The organism is Acinetobacter sp. YH12117, from assembly GCF_013418865.1.
Lineage (GTDB): Bacteria > Pseudomonadota > Gammaproteobacteria > Pseudomonadales > Moraxellaceae > Acinetobacter > Acinetobacter indicus.
Genome location: NZ_VPBF01000001.1, coordinates 23,144 through 40,678, shown reverse-complemented (window position 1 = coordinate 40,678; position 17,535 = coordinate 23,144). Strand labels below are relative to the sequence as shown.

Below are 17,535 nucleotides of genomic sequence, written 5' to 3'. Positions count from 1 at the left end.
AGCAACCTAGGGGCGAAAACCATGTTGAACAAAAATCTTGTGAGCCGCGGCGCTACCCAAATAGCGCCCGAACTTGATCGCCTGACGATTCTTTTCGCCCTGTTTGGTTAAAGCCACGGTATAGAGAATGTCCGGATGGGTTTGCACCGGAAACGTGCCCAGCACTTTTACTTTATCGCTGCTGACCGCATCACTGCGATAAACAATGCCGACCTGACAGGCACCGCGCTCGACAAAGGCCAAAGCAGCCCGGGCATCCGACGCGCCAATAATGCGTTTTTCCAGCCGTTTATACCAGCCCAGCTTGGTCAGACTATGTTTGGCATATTTTCCAACCGCCACCGAATCGACCTGTCCGGTACATAGCCGCCCTGTAAATGCCTGAGGAAAATTAAAGGTAGGATGCGCCCGAAACGGAATCCGGGCATCTTTTAGGGCAATTGCCACCAGCTGATTATAAATAATTGGTTTGACCTGACTGGCTTTGACCTTGTTGCGTTTCACCAGATAGGTCATCCAGTCCTGATCGGCCGGGAAATAAAGATCGACTTTTGCACCGCGGACAATATGTTTGGCCAAGGTTGATGAAGTGCCAAAAACCGGTACAATCTTGGCTTCTGGATGTTGCAACTGATAATGCCGAATCACATCCGTCAATGCCGGGCCCAGACTTGCAGCTGCATACACCTGAACGGAATTGGCTCGACTGAATGTGCTTAAGCACAAGGCGACACAGATTAAACCAAGTTGGATGGTCTTCAAAACGCACTCCCTCAATGCTGTATGAATATTCCCTTTAAGCATTGGCCTTTTTGAATCGGCTGATGGGCCGGCACACGCACCAGACAGTTGGCATACATCAGATTACTGAGCATATGCGACTGCTGCTTGGCTAAACTGTGCAGTTTCAACACCCCATCTTCAAAACAGGCGGCCATTCTTAAAATCCTTTCTCTCGCATCGGGCTTTAAGTCATGTTGTATTTGCCCTGTCCACCACGCGGGCGGCTGACTTTGCCCTTGTAATACTTCTAATAAAGTTTGCGTATAGATCGACATTCCAACATATACCGCCGCAGGATTGCCCGGCAATGCCAATAAGTGACAAAATTTGTTAGCCGATTTTCGGTATTTGGCAAAAAAAACCGGTTTCCCCGGCTTCTGTTTCACTTTCCAGAACACCTGCTCAAAGCCTGCATTTAAAGCCACCGGACGGATAAAATCATAATCACCAACCGAAATTCCGCCAGTGCTGATGATGACATCGTACTCCTCCTGAAGTTGCTGAAAGTATCGGATTAAGGCAATTTCATTATCTTCCAGATGCACAATATGCACAGGTTGATGCCGTGCCTGACACCAGGATGCAATTAAAGGCGCATTGGCATCAAAAATTTTTCCTGCTTGCAGATCTGCAGCCGACTGCGCGACTTCATCGCCGGTAATCAGCACGGCAACTTTAGGCTGCTGATAGACCTGTACCTGATCAATACCGGCCATGCTTAAGGCGGCAATTGCGCCGATATTTAAATATTGTCCGGCTGATGCCAGTAACTGACCTTGGCTAATTTCTTCGCCCACATCCCGGATATCGGCATGCAGTTTGAGCGCAGTCTCTAGCTGAACCAGATGGCTCGACATCCGCTGCACAATTTCCTGACGTGCCACCGTGGTGGTACCGGCAGGAATGGGCGCGCCGGTAAAAATACGCATCGCCTGTCCACGCTGCAGCGTCACATCGGCTGATTGACCTGCCCGGATTTCACCGACCAGCTGGAACTGCGCGCCTGGCGCTATCTCTCCATCGCTACACAGGGCATAACCATCGACTGCACTTTGGGAAAATAAAGGCAGATCAATCCCCGCATAAATATCTTCAGCTAAATAGCGATGCAAGCCCTGTTGTAGCTGCAGGGTTTCCACCTCCAGACAGGGCGTTGCCGCAATTATCTTGTCCAACGCCTGATCCAGACTGATCAGCCCGCTTTCTGCACCACAGCCTGACATTATTGATAGCCTCCTGCATGTGGAATATTTTTCTGCACATCAAAGACATGCACCAAGGCCGGTAATACCGCCAGCAAGGATTCCTTCGCGCCTTGACGGCTGCCCGGTAAAGTCATCACCAGACTATTTTCAATATAGCCAGCCACTCCACGGCTTAAAGCCGCATACGGCGTGCGTTTCTGGCCAAAACTGCGCGAGGCTTCCATCAGCCCCGGAATTTCCCGTTCTAATAGCGGAGCCAGGGTTTCTACAGTTAAATCTTTCGGGCCAAGACCGGTGCCGCCGACGGTTAAAATCAGCGGATACTGATTTTTCTGCTGTTCAATTAAAGCCAGCAGCTGTTCCGGGCTATCCGGAATCACCTGATACTGAAGCTGCTGGAAATTGGCCTCTGCCAATATTTCCAGAATATTCTGGCCGGCGGTATCCGGTTTTTTACCCGCGGCGACGGTATCGGACAGCACAATCACCGAGGCTGGCATCGGCTGCGCCAAGACCCGGCTAAAATGGGATTTACCGCCTTTTTTCTGCTGTAATTTGCATTGATCCAGACACAAATCTTCCGGTTCACAATGCGGTTTCAGCATGTCGTATAAGGTCAGTCCGGCCAGACTGGCTGCGGTTAAGGCTTCCATCTCGACACCGGTCGGACCAATAGTTTCTACCGTGGCAATAATCTCGACATGCTGTTCATGCAGTTCATAATCCACATCGGCCCGGTAAATGGGTAAAGGATGGCATAGCGGAATCAGCTCATCGGTACGTTTGGCCGCCAGAATACCGGCAATACGCGCGGTTTTCAGCGCATCGCCTTTTTCAGTATTGCCCTGACGCAGCAGCTCGATACAGTGCGGCGGCGCATATAAAATGGCACTGGCCACCGCAGTACGATAGGTTTCGGCTTTCATGCCTACATTTTTCATGACTTTATTCCGGAATTATTGATTTAAAAAATTAGGCTTAACATCAAATTTAAAGCGGCCATTGATAGGCGTTTTCGCCTGCATGGGGGTGATTGCAGCACTCGGTATGCGTATTCGCTTCCACTGGCGGATGATCTTTACGAATACAACAGCCTTCGACATACTGGCTGCTGCCATCGCAATAAAATTCTTCTTTCCAGACCGGGACTTCATGTTTGACCCGCTCTACCGCCACCTCGCAGGCCTGAAAGGCTTCACGGCGATGCGGCGCATACGCCATGGCAATAATTGCGGTTTCACCAATGGCTAAATCCCCAATCCGGTGGATGACCCGCACATAAGACACGCCATATTGCTGCTGAATTTCCTGCTCAATCTGCCGGATCATTTTTTCTGCCACCGGTGCATAGGCGGTATATTTCAGCGACTGCACTGCCTTACCTTCATGATGGTTGCGAACTGTGCCCACAAAAATGCCAATGCCACCACATTCGGGAAAGTGCTGAATCTCATCGAAGCTGGACTGGCTGAGTGGCATATCCTGAATCCGGGCAAACTGTTTTAGATGTTGCATCGTTTAACCTCCTGCCACCGGTGACAGCAACACCAGCGTGGTACTGTGCTGCAAGGTCTGCTGGCGCGGCACAATATCTTCACCAATCGCGCAGGCACACCGCTCGACCAGAGCTGCCGCCGCCGGATAACTGTGGTTTAACTGCAGCAACAAGTCCGCAATGGCCGTACCGGGCAGGCACTGCATCTGAATAGTTTCTGGCAGCGCCTGTTTTACAGCGCCAAAGGCTTCAATCTGAATCAGGATATCGTGCATACTTAACCTCCAATCATATACATGCTGATTTTCCGGGCGCTCCCGGCAGTGGTTGTGGCTTGAGAATGAATGGCATGAAAGCCGGCTTTTTTCTGCCAGATATAGCTTTGTAATTGCTGCAGTAACTGCTCACGTGCCACGGGCGCCGTATGAGTCTGCAGCTGTTCAATCAGCGCTTTTAACGGCACAGGCTGTTCGGCAAACAGACAGTTATACAATTCGCCCTGGGCACTTAAACGCAACCGGTCACACTGGCCGCAAAAGGCATGGCTGATGGTGGAAATAATCCCTACCGGGTGGCCATCGACCCGATATTCCCGTGCCGGATTCGCGCCTTGGCTGTGGATGGCTTCGACCGGAAAATGCAGGCTTAGGCGTTGCAAAATCTCCTGTTCCGTCACTACATGCGCGGCGCTCCAGCGTCCATCACCATCCAGCGGCATAAATTCAATAAAACGTAGCGCAATCTGCTCGGCTTTGCTCCACTGCAAAAGTGGCACCATCTGGTCGTCATTAATGCCTTTAATGAGCACGCTATTTAGTTTGACAGGCAAATGCGCCTGCTGGGCGGCCTGAATCCCGTCAAGTACCGGCTTTAACTGTTTTTGGGTTAGCGTAAAAAACTGCTGCGGATCTAAACTGTCGAGGCTGATATTTAAATCATCCAGACCGGCCTGTTTTAATTCCTGCGCATAGTGGCTTAAATAATGGCCATTTGTGGTCATGGAAATTCGCGCCAAGCCCAATTGGCGTAGCGGCTGTAAATCCCGGATAAAATGCACCACCCCCTGACGCATCAACGGTTCGCCGCCGGTAATCCGGATATGCTGAATCCCCTGCTCAACCATCAACTGGCAAAACTGCAGCAAGGCTTCAAAACTCAGCAACTGATGTTTCTTCATCCATTCAGGATGTTCAGGCATACAGTAGACGCATTTAAAATTGCAGCGATCGGTCACAGAAATCCGCAGTTTGCGTTTGCTCCGGCCAAACTGATCCTGAAAATATGCGGGTCTCACGGGAATCTGGGGATTGATCACGCCTGTTATCCTCTGGGTAATTGCTTCATGGCTGTGCAATAGGCAATAGGTTTGCACGGATCACATGCCGCGCTTTAGGCTTAAATTTGCAATTAATGTTCCAACTTTGGGCTTTTAATAAAGAGAGTGTTTAAATTCTGCCCAGCACATGCTAGAAGCGAAGAAATGAGATGATTTTTAAAGAAATTTCAGCTGACGATACTGTTGCAGTTCATCCAGCGAGTTAATACTGTGAAAAAATAGCGCACGATTTTTAAATTTTGCCACCTGAGCATGCATTTCTGCGAAACAGTGCTTTAAACTGCGCTGATGTTGTGCAAGATGCGCGCGAAGTGTGGGCAAACTGCTGCGTTTCATCAGACAAAATGGATACAGCGCCTGTCCGTTCATCATCACATAGGCCACGTCGGCCTGCGGCTGTCTGGCCAGACGCTGATGCAACCGTGGCAGCACATCGGGCGGAATATAGGTCACATCACAGGGAATAAACAGCACATAATCGGCCTGTACATGGCCCCAGGCGCTTTTCATGCCCATCAATGGGCCTAAAAAACCGCCTTCATCATCATGATAACAATGCAGATGCGGCAGCAATCTGGCGTAAATAGAACGATCACGATGGCTATTGATCCACAATTGCTGAATTTCCGTTTTAAAGCGCCGCTGGATTTTGAGCAGCTGGATGTCATCATCAAACTTTTGCAGCAGCTTGTTCACGCCATTCATGCGGCGGGCTTGGCCGCCCGCAAGAATGACCAGATCCGTGGCAGGATAATCCATCTGAATGGTGGTGGAGTTGCGATTCATGGCATTTCCTCCATCTGACAGGCTTTAATCAGCCCACGGATTTCCGGTAAACATGAGCCACAATTGCCGCCAGCTTTTAAACAGGCCGTGATCTGTTTTTCATGGCTTAACTGCTGCTCCCGAATGGTCTGGATAATGCGGTTTTTGCCAACTTTAAAGCAGCTACATACCAGCGGTCCTTCATTGTTCTGTACCGACATCGCCTGTCCGGCCAGCAAGGCTTTGCGATGCGTGGCACTTAAACGCTCACGTTTAAACAGGCTGGCAACCCAGTCCCGATCGGGCAATAAAGCGTTGGGCGCAATATACAGGCTGGCAATTAAAATCCCGTCCTGTAACACCACACTATGGCTGATGAATGCCGATGGATCTTCCAGCTGCAGCCATTCAAAGCGGCTATCTTCCAGCTGCAGCAGCTGTTTAATCTGTGCGGCGGTATGTTTAAATTTTTTCCGGTCGGCCAGTTCATAACGAACCGCTTTGGCGGTCTGAATCTTGCTCCACCACGCTACCTGCGCCAAAGTAATCTGAACTGCCGCTTCATGCCCATGGCGAATATACAGCACGCCCTGCCAGTCGGTATAAAATGGCTGGATGCTGACCGGGGTATGTTTAAATTCCGGTTCGCCAGAAATGACATCCACCACCGGATTGACCACTTTTCCAATTCGCGCATCGGAAGCGACCTGATCATTCCAGTGAATAGGCGCAAACAGCTGACCACGACGAATACCAGTCGAGACTTCAACCCGCAATACACAGCTGCCCCAGCGGGATTTCAGCTCCACCAGTTCCCCATCTTTCAGGCCATATTTCAGTGCATCATTGGGGTGAATTTCACAATAGGGCTCGGCTTTGTGAGTGCTTAAATTGGCCGATAAACCGGTACGGCTCATGGTGTGCCACTGGTCACGAATCCGGCCAGTATTCAGAATGAGAGGATAATCTTCACAAGCGCCATGTACCGGGTCGATGGCCTGAGTGGCAATAAAACGGGCTTTGCCATTTGGAAAACTAAACTGTCCCTGGGTAAACAGCTGTTCCACCGGTGGATTCTGCTGAGGCGTTAATACTGGCCATTGCAACGGCTGCAGCTGTTCATACTGTTGCAGGCTTAGCTGGCTCAGACCGCTTAAATTAAAGTAGCGAAATAGCGGATAGTCCTGACGCTGTGTCACCGGACCATTTTCACAGGCCGATAAAGCCGCATGTTCCAGAAAAATCTCATGCACATGCTGATAATCGAAACCGCGAAAGCCCATGGCCTTGGCCACCTGACTGATCGCCCACCAGTCAGCTTTGGCTTCACCCGGCGCATCTAAAAAGGCATGTTGCCTTGAAATACGGCGTTCCGAATTGGTGACAGTTCCATCTTTTTCGCCCCAGCCTAAAGCTGGAAGTAATACATCAGCATATTGAGTAGTATCCGTATCCTGACAGATATCAGAGACCACTACGAATTCACACTGCGCCAAGGCGCGTTTGACCTGATCGGCATTGGGTAAACTCACCACCGGATTGGTGGCCATAATCCACAGTGCCTTGATTTTCCCGGCTTCTACCGCCTCAAACAGATCGACCGCTTTTAACCCCGCTTGGGTGGCAATTTTTGGACTGTTCCAGAACTGTTGTACCAGCTGCTGATGGGCTGGCTGATCCAGATCCAGATGCGCGGCCAGCATATTGGCCAGTCCACCCACTTCACGCCCGCCCATGGCATTCGGTTGTCCGGTCATGGAAAACGGTGCTGCGCCCGGCTTGCCAATTTTGCCGGTCAACAGATGACAATTGATAATACTGTTGGCTTTATTGCCCCCTTGTGAAGACTGGTTCACCCCCATCGAAAACAGGGTCATGACTTTGTCAGTCTGGGCAAATTTTTCAAAAAATAGCTGTAATTTCTCGGCGGAAATCCCGGTACGCGCTGCCACATTTTCCAGCTGCTGCTCCGCGGCGCTGGCTTCTAACGCCTGCTGCAAGCCTTCGGTATAGGCAGCGGTAAAATTGTGGTCCTGATGACCGTTTTGCTGTAAGTACTGCAGCAAGCCGTTAAACAGCGCCACATCTTGCCCGAGCATAATCGGCAAATGTAAATCGGCCGCTTCACAGGTCGCGGTAAAGCGTGGGTCGACCACCACCACAAACAGATTGCGCTGTTCTTTGGCCTGCATCATGCGCTGATACAGAACCGGATGGCACCAGGCAGTATTGGAACCGACCAGCACCACCATCTCGGTCTGTTCAAAATCTGCATAGCTGGCAGGCACCAGATCTTCACCAAAGGCCCGTTTATGCGCCGCCACCGCAGAAGACATACACAGCCGCGAGTTGGTATCAATATTAGCCGTGCCCAAATAACCTTTGACGAATTTATTGACCACATAATAGTCTTCGGTCAGCAATTGCCCCGAAACATAAAAAGCAATACTTTCCGGGCCATATTGCTCAATACAATGCTGGAATTTTTGCGCAATTTCGGTGGTGGCAGTCTGCCAGTCTGTTGGCTGACGGTTGTCCTTACGGCCCAGCATTGGGGTTAATACCCGTGTCTCTAGCCCCAAGGTATCGGCCAGATTGCTGCCTTTAATACACAGTTTGCCAAAGTTGGCCGGATGCTGTACATCGCCTTCGACTTTCACCTGCACGCCCTGTGGTGAATGGCTGACATGGGCCTTAACCCCACAACCAACCCCACAATAAGGACAGGTGGTTTGCGTAGTCATCGTTTTTAATTCTGTGGAGCTATGCAGTTCCACCACTGGGATACTATTCATTGCTGCTGTGCTCCTTAATTATCTAAATTCACGTAATTCCGATTTTTATCTTGGCTTTATTTGAAATACGAAATTTGTGTAAGCATTCACTATCGTGAGGTGGCATGGATGCCACCGATTCCCATCATTACAGGACGTAATGTATGGGAATCTAAGATTTTTGTTACTTTTGATCTTTCAAAAGTAAGGGAGTGCCTACACGTAAACAGTTGTTTTAGCACTCCATTTGAGGCTATGACATCCTTCTTATGAAGTACTAATTACAGAGATCTAATTACCCTGCTTTCTTTAATGCAAAATCCCGACCAAATAGCAGTTTATTCCGAATCGAAGTGATTGGTGTCTGATCTACAATCAGCTCGGCATACCATGCACCATCCTCGGTATCACCAAACAGTACTGCACCAATGACTTTGTCTTTCTGGATGATGATGCGTTTATAAATCTGACGTTTTTCATCCTTCAGGACAATGTCTTCAAAATCATCTTCCGGTTCAAAATTACCGGCCGAGAACACATCACAACCACTGACTTTGAGCTGGGTCGGAACAGTAGGTGCCTTAAAGGTCAAGCTACCGTGTTCTGCCAGATGCGAGGCACAAATAAAGGCTTGGCCCCACAGCGGTTCCACCAGACCAAAAGTTTGACCACGATGTTCGATACACTCACCGACTGCATAAATACTCGGGTCATAACTTTGCATGGTGTCATTGACCAGCACCCCACGCTGACAGCGCAGGCCGGCACTTTGCGCCAGTGCAATATTCGGATGGATTCCTACCGCAAACACCACCAGATCGGCATCGAGCAGCGTGCCATCTTTTAGCCGGACTTGTGTGACATGGCCATTTTCACCAAGCAGCATTTCGGTATTGGCTTCGGTCAGTACATGAATACCTTTTTCTTCAATACTGTTTTTCAGCATCAGGCTGGCTTTGCTATCCAGCTGACGGTCCATAATCCGGTCCATCAGATGCAGCACGGTAACGTTCATGCCACGCTGTTTCAAACCATAGGCCGCTTCAAGTCCAAGTAAACCACCACCAATAACCACAGCATTTCGTTTCTGTTCGCAATATTCCAGCATCCGGTTCACATCATAGATATCGCGGAAGCTGAGCACACCGTCCAGCTCTGTGCCCGGAATTGGTGGAATAAAGGGCTGCGAGCCAGTGGCTAAAATCAGCCGGTCATAATTCACCACCTGCCCCGACTGGGTGAAGACTTGCTTGCGTGGACGATCAATTTTCACCGCAGCATCACCGGCAATCAGCTGAATACCTTTTTCGGCATACCAGGCATGCGGATGCAGCATGATATCGTCCACCGTTTTATCACCGGCCAAGACCGGGGACAGCATAATCCGGTTGTAGTTGCCCCACGGTTCTTCGCCAATCACGGTAATCTCGTAACGATCAGGTGCCATATCCAGCAAATCTTCCAGACAGCGCATGCCCGCCAGACCATTACCCACCAGCACCAGCTTCATTTTTTCCTGTTGCACGCCATTATTGGTGATATAGGTTTTTTGTGCGGTCGGACTGACAAAAACCCGGCCCTGTTCAATTTTGCTTGGAAACACCAGTAATTTCTGGTCTTTATCTTCCAGACAGCGGCCGGTGGCCAGACTGAAATGCTGTTTATAGATTGGTGATGCCACCACACGCTCACCTTGCAAATCACCCAGAATACCGCGCGACATCACATTGGCGCCGCTAAACGGGTCCTGATTACTCAGGGCATAAACACGCTGTTCCTGCCCCACACGGAAAATTGCAATCTGCTGGCCTTCCACCAAGGCTGCCACCCCGGTATGTGGTGTAATCTCCTCCAGATGACAGACCTCTACCCAATCCAATTCATTCATATCTTTTAAAATTGTCATCATCGTTATCCTGTGCTTTGGCATCTTCTGCTGCATATCCCATTTGGTTTTTCTGGCGGATTTGCTTTAGAAGATGCGTCTTGATCTTGAAGGTTATGCCTGCATCACCGGAATCCGGCTTTCATCACGCTCGGCTGCCGTTTTCGGGCGAATCTGCCCACGCTCGGTGGCAAACTGGATGTGCGGATCGTGCTGCTGCTCGGCTTTGGCATTGATAAAGGTCTTGAAGCGTTTGCGTACTTCCGGATCTTCAATCGCGGTGCGCCATTCATCCTGATAAGTACCCACCACATGCTGCATGCGGCGTTCTAGTTCTTCGGCCAGACCTAAGGAATCGTGCACAATCACATCTTTCAGATAATCCAGCCCGCCTTCGAGGTTGTCACGCCAGACTGAAGTACGTTGTAAACGGTCTGCGGTTTGAATGTAGAACATAAAGAAACGGTCGATGTATTTGATTAAGGTGCTGGTATCCAGATCGGAAGCCAGCAGTTCAGCATGACGCGGTTTCATGCCGCCGTTGCCGCAAACATACAGGTTCCAGCCTTTTTCAGTGGCAATCACCCCGACATCTTTACTTTGTGCTTCGGCACATTCACGGGTACAGCCCGATACCGCCATTTTCAGTTTGTGTGGAGAGCGCAGGCCCTTGTAGCGGTTTTCCAGGAAAATCGCCAAACCAACTGAATCATCCACGCCATAACGGCACCAGGTGCTACCCACGCAAGATTTCACGGTACGCAGTGACTTGCCGTAGGCATGACCCGATTCAAAACCGGCATCAATCAGTTTTTGCCAGATTTCCGGTAACTGATGTACCTGCGCCCCAAACATATCCACGCGCTGACCACCGGTCAGTTTGGTGTACAGGCCGTATTCCTTGGCAATCTGGCCAATGGCAATCAGGCCATCTGGAGTCACTTCACCACCGGCCATTCGTGGGACCACCGAATAAGAACCATCTTTCTGGATATTGCCCAGATAGTAGTCATTGCTATCTTGCAGGCCGGCATGACTTGGTTTTAGCACAAAGTCATTCCAGCAGGAGGCCAGAATATTGGCCACAGTTGGTTTACAGATATCACAGCCCAGACCGTGACCATGTTGCTGGATTAAATCTTCAAAAGTCTTGATCTCGTTCACACGCACCAGGTGATACAGTTCCTGACGCGAATAGGCAAAGTGTTCACAAAGATGGTTATTGACCGTCACCCCTTGACGCTGCAATTCGGCTTTTAATACCTGAGTCACTAAAGGTGCACAGCCCCCACAAGCAGTTGCGGCCTGGGTACATTTCTTCAGTGCACCGAGTGAAGTTGAACCGGCTTCAATCGCCTGGCAGATATCGGCTTTAGACACGTTATTACAGGAACAGATGGTGGCGCTGTCTGGCAGCAAATCGACACCGCTGCCACCGGCTTTGGCACCTGACTCGGCAAAGCCCGGCATGATCAGGCTTTCTGGCTGTTCTGGAACTGCCAGACCATTCAGCATCATTTGCAGTAGATCGTTATATTCTTTGGCACAGCCAACCAGCACCGCACCCAGCAATCGGTTTTTTTCCGCATTAACCACAATTTTCTTGTAGATCAGCGCATCTTCATCGGCATAAAAATAGCTGAGTGAATTTGGAGTCATGGCATGTGCATCACCAATAGATGCCACATCCACACCCATCAGCTTTAATTTAGTGCTCATGTCGGCGCCAGCAAAGCAGTTCGGGTTTTGCTGCATCACATGCTTGGCGGCAATTCGAGCCATGTCATAGCCCGGTGCGACCAGACCGTAAATCTTGTTTTGCCACAGCGCACATTCCCCAATCGCATAAATATCCGGATTGGAAGTCTGACAGTAATCATTAATCACAATCCCGCCGCGCTCGCCAATGCTGAGTCCGCTTTGGCGCGCCAGTTCATCACGTGGACGAATCCCGGCAGAAAACAGGATGATATCGGTTTCCAGTTCAGCGCCATCACCAAACTTCATCACATGCTTGGCCGACGCGCCATCTTCAATTGAGGAGGTGGCTTTCTGGGTATGGACTTTCACGCCCAGATCTTCAATTTTGCTGCGCAGCACCTTACCGCCCAGGTCATCAACCTGCACCGCCATCAGACGCGGCGCAAACTCGACTACATGGGTTTCCAGATTTAGGTCTTTTAAGGCTTTGGCTGCTTCCAGACCAAGTAAACCGCCACCAATCACGACACCAGATTTGGCATTCAGACTAGCGGCTTTAATTGCATCCAGATCTTCAATAGTGCGGTAAACAAAGCAGTTTTCACGGTCATTGCCCGGAATAGGTGGCACAAAGGCATAAGAGCCCGTCGCCAGTACCAGTTTGTCATAGGCAATCACATCACCCTGATTGGTGGTGACCAGTTTATGTACCGGGTCAATATCCGTGGCTTTGGTATTGAGGCGCAGATCAATGCCATAGGCATCGGCGAAGTCACTGCGGCATAGACTTAGGTCTTTGGCAGACTTGCCGGTGAAGTATTCAGTTAAATGTACGCGATCATAAGCCAAACGCGGTTCTTCTGCCAAAATGGTGATTTCAACTTCATCGCCCGCAGTTTCCAAAACCGATTCGATAAATTTGTGGCCGACCATACCGTGGCCAATCATGACAAGTTTCATACAGTTCTCCTCAATAATATTCTGTGTTGGCTTAGGCTGCGTTATTGCGTTCAACAATGGCCTGTTCGAACAGGCGTTGTTCTTTTTCTTTGTGCTCCACCGAGAAGCGAATCATCAGGACAAAACTTGCGGCAATTACCACCAGTCCGCCCAGAACCATCAGGCAGGTCTGAATATCCAGTACGCCTTTTAACAGGAAGCCTGCGGCGACTGCGCCGACGTTCCCACCAGCCCCAATAATGCCGGCCACGCCGCCCAGTGCATCGCGGTCAATAAATGGCACCAGTGCATAGGTCGCGCCGCAGGCCATGTGGGTAAACAGGGCAAAAATGGTCATGACTAAAATGGCCAGCATGGCGCTGTTCATTTGCGAGAACAGAATCAGGAACAAGCCTTCCATTAAAATCATGGCAAACAGCACTTTGGTACGCCCATCCAGACCTCTTTTTAGTGCTACCTTGTCAGAGACAATGCCGCCCAATGCACGGGCAAACAGGGCCAGCAAACCGAAGATGCCCGCTGCCATGCCGGCTTCTTTCAGGCCAAAGCTGAAGTGTTCGACGTAATACATCGCCACAATGTTGTGAATAAAGATTTCAATCCCGAAACAGGCAGCATAGGCACCAAATAAAATCCAGACGCGGTAGTTACGTGCAGCATGCAGCAGAATCGCCATACCGCCTTTTTTGTCGCTGCCGACCTGAATGCCCTGTTCGCGTAATTCTTTAAAGTTGCCTTGGGTACAGTCCTGGGTCAGTTTCCAGTACAGGATGCCGACAATAATCATCATGATGCCCGGTACCAGCAAGGCAATACGCCAGCCCATGGCCTGCTCGACCCCAAACATCACCAAGGCAGATAACAGCAAAGGCATCAGCGCCTGGGTAGCGCCGCCGCCGGCATTGCCCCAGCCTGCCGTAGTGGCATTGGCTGTTCCCACCACATTCGGTGCAAACATGATGCTGGTGTGATATTGGGTAATCACGAAGCTGGCACCAATGGCGCCAATCAGCAAACGGAAAAACAGGAAGGATTCATAACTGTTGGAAGCTGCCACCCCAAACACCGGAATACTGCCGATAATTAGCAAGGCGGTATAGGTTTTGCGCGGGCCGTATTTATCACACAGCGGCCCGACAATTAAACGGACCAGAATGGTGATGGCCACCGCGGCAATATTGATATTGGCGATCTGATCTTTGGTTAGGTTGAACTCGCCGGCAATGACTGGCATTAACGGTGCGCAGGCAAACCAGGCAAAGAAACAGACAAAAAATGCGAGCCAACTCATATGGAAGGCTCTCATCGCTGAAGTTTTAAAGTTAAATAGACTTATTTTTGTCGCTTTATTCGCTTGCAAATTTGAAGACATGACCATCTCCTACCTGAACTGAACGTGTGGGTTAACCTGCTATACGGATAGCTGCATAACAGATTCGAACAGAGCGGACGTCGTTGGCCGTCTTTCAAATTTTGGGAGTCTTCTTTGACTCAGCTGGAATAATGCAGATAGCGTGCCAACTTTTTAGAAAAACTCAGTAGCTTGCTGTTTTTTATTGGGTTTTGAGGGTTATCTATTCTGGGTGAAGGTATTCAGATGCGAGTGGCATCCCAATTTTACGGTTCTGGCAGCCTCCTGTTTTATTTTTTGAAGTCCCCTGCCTTATCTTGGTGCGTTTTGTTTCATGCAAGTGCATCTTCCTGTTAAGTTCAGATTTAATTCTTGATTTTAAAGGTTTTATTTCAATAAATTTGGGTTTGGCACCATCTTTGCATTATTAAAAGCACTCGTTGTACAGACTCTATTGAGAGTTGCATGCCAAAACTGAAAATCGCGTTAATTGATGATGATCTCGAGCGCGCAGAGTTCATCAAAGCCTCCTTGATTCAGCATGAATTTGAGGTGGTTGCCTGTTTAATTATCAATCATTCCAATATGTTCCATTTACAGCAATTGCATGCCGATGTAATTCTGCTGGATATGGACCATCCGCATCGGGACATTATTGAAAGCTGCGTCAGCCAGTTTGATTTACCGACCGTGCTGTTCACCAAAAACAGCCACAAAGACACCATCAAAAATGCCATTGATGCCGGTGTTACTGCCTATATTGTCGATGGGATTGATCCGGCCAAGCTGGACAGCATTCTGGAAATTTCCATCGAGCAGTTTAAAAAACACAAAAAGCTGCTGCACGATCTGGAAGAAACCAAAGGCAAACTGGCCGACCGTAAAGATGTCGAAAAAGCCAAGGTCTTGCTGATGCAGATGCATGCCTTAAGCGAAGAAGATGCCTTTGGCCTGCTACGCAAAAATGCCATGAGCCACCGGATGACCATTGGTGAAATGGCACGGCGCCTGCTCGATGCCCAGCAACTCCTGCAAAACCAATTTAAGGATTAGCCATGCATAACTTAGAAAAAACCGAACTTCAGATTGGCTATATTCCTTTGCTCGACTGCGTCGCCATTTTATGGGCCAAACAGCGTGGCTTTTTTGCCGATGCCGGCCTCAATGTCGAACTGCTAAAAGAACCGTCCTGGGCCAGTTTAAGAGACCGGCTGGCCTTTGGTTTTATGGATGCCGCGCATTGCCTGTCGGCCATGTTACCGGCGGCGGCGCTCGGCACCGACCAACTGGGGATTCCGCTGCAAACGCCGCTGGTGCTAAGCACCAATCAGGCTTACATCAGCCTGAGTCAATCGCTGTGTTTTGAACTGGGCATCCAGTCGGAAGATGATGCCGCACACATCGCCACAAAACTGATAAATGCCCATCAGCAACGCCCGATACAACTGGCGCATGTGTTTCACACCTCGATTCATCATTACTGTTTAAGAGAATGGCTGGCCTTGGCCGACCCGATCCTGGCGAAAAATATTCAGCTCATTACGCTGCCACCACCGTATATGGTCGAAGCGATTTCCCAGCAGCAGATTGATGGCTTTTGCGTCGGCGAACCCTGGAATACCCAGGCCGAATTACAAGGCTATTCTAAAATCCTGCTCTCGGGTCAGCAGGTTATTCCGCAAGTGGCCGATAAAGTACTGGCGGTAACCGCAGAATGGGCCGCCCAGCATCCGAATACCTTAAATGCCATGACCTCTGCCATTCAGCGCGCGCAAGCCGAATTGCAACAGCTGGAAGATGTACAAGCGGTCTGGCAAATGCTAAATGAGGCCGGCATCATCCAGTTTCCTTGCTCCGCACAGGTCCATGTCGAACGCTATTATTTTATTCAGAATATTATTCGCAGTTTGGTGGATGAATCGTCAGCCCAGCCGCAAGCGCAGGATTTTATCTGGCTTACCGAGCAGATGTTGAAATGGGACGCGCTGGATGTGCTCGAGGTGGAAAGTGCTGCGGTCAGTCAACGCTGTATTTATCCGCTACCATCAAGTCACGTCTAATCAAAAAGCCCGCAACGATGGCGGGCTTTTTTAGCTATTTTTACAGTCGACAGACTTAGTCGGCAGAAATATCTTCAAACAGCACTGAAGATAAATAGCGCTCGCCACCATCTGGCAAAATCACCACAATATTTTTACCGGCATTTTCTGGACGTGCAGCCAGCTGTGCCGCAGCCGCCATCGCAGCACCACTGGAAATTCCAACCAGAATGCCTTCCTGGGTTGCCGTCTTACGCGCAAAATCAATTGCTTCCTGGCTTGGAATGGCAATGACTTCATCAACCAGGTCTAAATCGAGGTTTTTAGGAATAAAGTTGGCGCCAATACCCTGAATTTTGTGTGGTGCCGGGCTAATCGCTTCACCACGTTTGGCCTGACCAATAATGGCTGATTCTGCCGGCTCAACCGCCACCGAATACAACGGCTGGTTCTGCACTTTTTCGAAATAACGCGAAATACCGGTAAGCGTACCGCCCGTGCCCACGCCGGCAACCAGAATATCGACCTGACCGCCTGTGGCTTGCCAGATTTCTACCCCGGTGGTTTTTTCATGAATGTCCGGGTTGGCCGGGTTTTCAAACTGCTGCGGCATAAAATAGACATCCGGTTGCTCCGCCACCAAACGCTCGGCTTCTTCAATCGCGCCTTTCATGCCTTTGGCTGGTTCGGTCAATACCAGATTGGCGCCCAGCGCTTTTAATACTTTACGGCGTTCAATACTCATGCTGGCCGGCATGGTTAAAGTAATCGGATAACCTTTGGCTGCTGCTACAAAAGCCAGCGCAATACCGGTGTTGCCGCTGGTTGGCTCAACAATATGCATGCCAGCTTTAAGCGCGCCACGCTGTTCTGCATCGGCCACCATTGCCGCACCAATCCGGCACTTGACGGAAAATGCCGGATTACGGCTTTCCACTTTGGCAAATACATTGGCTCCCCCGCCAATGACACGATTAATGCGCACCAGTGGCGTATTGCCAATGGCTTCGGCATTGTTGGCATAAACCGCAATCCCCAAATTGTCCGGGGCGGTAAAAGCTGTATCTGTTGTCATCATGTTTTCCTTAAGTCTTTTTTCATTTACCTCACCTTCTATCATACAGGCTTCTTTAAATTTTAAAATTCGATTTCTCTAAGATTGGTTACAATAAAAACTGAATAAGTTTCACACAAATACGGCCAGTTTTTCGTTAAATTAGGTGATCACCCCATGAAATCTA

Annotated in this window: 14 protein-coding genes; 2 read left to right on the top strand and 12 right to left on the bottom strand. The window is 49.7% G+C overall.

Translation table 11 applies throughout. The features are described from left to right. Positions 1–6 precede the first annotated feature (6 nt). The 11 genes from modA to FTU55_RS00120 all read right to left on the bottom strand — a co-directional run bounded on the left by modA (position 7) and on the right by FTU55_RS00120 (position 14,276). Entirely contained in the window at positions 7–762 is a 756-nt protein-coding gene (modA, locus tag FTU55_RS00170; RefSeq protein ID WP_180045767.1) for a molybdate ABC transporter substrate-binding protein, read from the bottom strand. 11 nt (positions 763–773) lie between these two features. Then, a complete protein-coding gene (locus FTU55_RS00165) occupies positions 774–2,006 on the bottom strand; it encodes a molybdopterin molybdotransferase MoeA (protein WP_180045765.1) in 1,233 nt (410 codons plus the stop codon). Then, positions 2,006–2,929, bottom strand: coding sequence for a bifunctional molybdenum cofactor biosynthesis protein MoaC/MoaB (moaCB, locus tag FTU55_RS00160; RefSeq protein ID WP_180045763.1), 924 nt, complete (start codon positions 2,927–2,929; stop codon positions 2,006–2,008). Before moaCB ends, FTU55_RS00165 begins: the two co-directional genes overlap by 1 nt. A 49-nt stretch (positions 2,930–2,978) precedes the next feature. Beyond that, the gene (locus tag FTU55_RS00155) at positions 2,979–3,503 is read right to left on the bottom strand and encodes a molybdenum cofactor biosynthesis protein MoaE (protein ID WP_160243143.1); all 525 of its coding nucleotides are present in this window, start codon (positions 3,501–3,503) and stop codon (positions 2,979–2,981) included. Positions 3,504–3,506: 3 nt separating this feature from the next. Then, a complete protein-coding gene (locus FTU55_RS00150) occupies positions 3,507–3,758 on the bottom strand; it encodes a MoaD/ThiS family protein (protein ID WP_075166591.1) in 252 nt (83 codons plus the stop codon). A gap of 2 nt (positions 3,759–3,760) precedes the next feature. Beyond that, on the bottom strand, positions 3,761–4,795 hold the full coding sequence (moaA, locus tag FTU55_RS00145) for a GTP 3',8-cyclase MoaA (RefSeq protein WP_373685466.1): 1,035 nt from the start codon (positions 4,793–4,795) through the stop codon (positions 3,761–3,763). A gap of 180 nt (positions 4,796–4,975) precedes the next feature. Then, positions 4,976–5,605, bottom strand: coding sequence for a molybdenum cofactor guanylyltransferase (locus FTU55_RS00140; protein WP_180045759.1), 630 nt, complete (start codon positions 5,603–5,605; stop codon positions 4,976–4,978). Next, on the bottom strand, positions 5,602–8,379 hold the full coding sequence (locus tag FTU55_RS00135) for a nitrate reductase (protein ID WP_180045757.1): 2,778 nt from the start codon (positions 8,377–8,379) through the stop codon (positions 5,602–5,604). The genes FTU55_RS00140 and FTU55_RS00135 overlap by 4 nt, the downstream gene beginning before the upstream one ends. Positions 8,380–8,653: 274 nt before the next feature. Further along, positions 8,654–10,264 (bottom strand): nitrite reductase small subunit NirD, encoded by a 1,611-nt coding sequence (gene nirD / locus FTU55_RS00130; RefSeq protein WP_180045755.1) that lies wholly within the window; start codon positions 10,262–10,264, stop codon positions 8,654–8,656. Between the two features lie 93 nt (positions 10,265–10,357). Then, positions 10,358–12,904: a nitrite reductase large subunit NirB gene (gene nirB / locus FTU55_RS00125; RefSeq protein ID WP_168381796.1), complete on the bottom strand. Its 2,547-nt coding sequence runs from the start codon at positions 12,902–12,904 to the stop codon at positions 10,358–10,360. Positions 12,905–12,935: 31 nt separating this feature from the next. Beyond that, positions 12,936–14,276: an MFS transporter gene (locus FTU55_RS00120; RefSeq protein WP_373686108.1), complete on the bottom strand. Its 1,341-nt coding sequence runs from the start codon at positions 14,274–14,276 to the stop codon at positions 12,936–12,938. A gap of 444 nt (positions 14,277–14,720) precedes the next feature. Here FTU55_RS00120 and FTU55_RS00115 point away from each other — a divergent pair, with 444 nt between their 5' ends. Continuing rightward, on the top strand, positions 14,721–15,308 hold the full coding sequence (locus tag FTU55_RS00115; RefSeq protein ID WP_005178149.1) for an ANTAR domain-containing response regulator: 588 nt from the start codon (positions 14,721–14,723) through the stop codon (positions 15,306–15,308). A gap of 2 nt (positions 15,309–15,310) precedes the next feature. Continuing rightward, positions 15,311–16,315 carry an ABC transporter substrate-binding protein gene (locus FTU55_RS00110; RefSeq protein ID WP_180045751.1) on the top strand — a complete coding sequence of 335 codons (1,005 nt, stop codon included), beginning with the start codon at positions 15,311–15,313 and terminating at the stop codon, positions 16,313–16,315. Between the two features lie 55 nt (positions 16,316–16,370). On the opposite strand, the gene cysK is transcribed toward FTU55_RS00110, so the two are convergent. After that, on the bottom strand, positions 16,371–17,369 hold the full coding sequence (gene cysK, locus FTU55_RS00105) for a cysteine synthase A (RefSeq protein ID WP_016658093.1): 999 nt from the start codon (positions 17,367–17,369) through the stop codon (positions 16,371–16,373). Positions 17,370–17,535 lie beyond the last annotated feature (166 nt).

Coding starts and splice junctions, on each gene's coding strand:
- FTU55_RS00165 (WP_180045765.1), bottom strand. CDS start 2,006: ATGTCAGGCTGTGGTGCAGAAAGCGGGCTGATCAGTCTGGATCAGGCG.
- moaCB (WP_180045763.1), bottom strand. CDS start 2,929: ATGAAAAATGTAGGCATGAAAGCCGAAACCTATCGTACTGCGGTGGCC.
- FTU55_RS00155 (WP_160243143.1), bottom strand. CDS start 3,503: ATGCAACATCTAAAACAGTTTGCCCGGATTCAGGATATGCCACTCAGC.
- FTU55_RS00150 (WP_075166591.1), bottom strand. CDS start 3,758: ATGCACGATATCCTGATTCAGATTGAAGCCTTTGGCGCTGTAAAACAG.
- FTU55_RS00140 (WP_180045759.1), bottom strand. CDS start 5,605: ATGAATCGCAACTCCACCACCATTCAGATGGATTATCCTGCCACGGAT.
- FTU55_RS00135 (WP_180045757.1), bottom strand. CDS start 8,379: ATGAATAGTATCCCAGTGGTGGAACTGCATAGCTCCACAGAATTAAAA.
- nirD (WP_180045755.1), bottom strand. CDS start 10,264: ATGACAATTTTAAAAGATATGAATGAATTGGATTGGGTAGAGGTCTGT.
- nirB (WP_168381796.1), bottom strand. CDS start 12,904: ATGAAACTTGTCATGATTGGCCACGGTATGGTCGGCCACAAATTTATC.
- FTU55_RS00120 (WP_373686108.1), bottom strand. CDS start 14,276: ATGTCTTCAAATTTGCAAGCGAATAAAGCGACAAAAATAAGTCTATTT.
- FTU55_RS00115 (WP_005178149.1), top strand. CDS start 14,721: ATGCCAAAACTGAAAATCGCGTTAATTGATGATGATCTCGAGCGCGCA.
- FTU55_RS00110 (WP_180045751.1), top strand. CDS start 15,311: ATGCATAACTTAGAAAAAACCGAACTTCAGATTGGCTATATTCCTTTG.
- cysK (WP_016658093.1), bottom strand. CDS start 17,369: ATGACAACAGATACAGCTTTTACCGCCCCGGACAATTTGGGGATTGCG.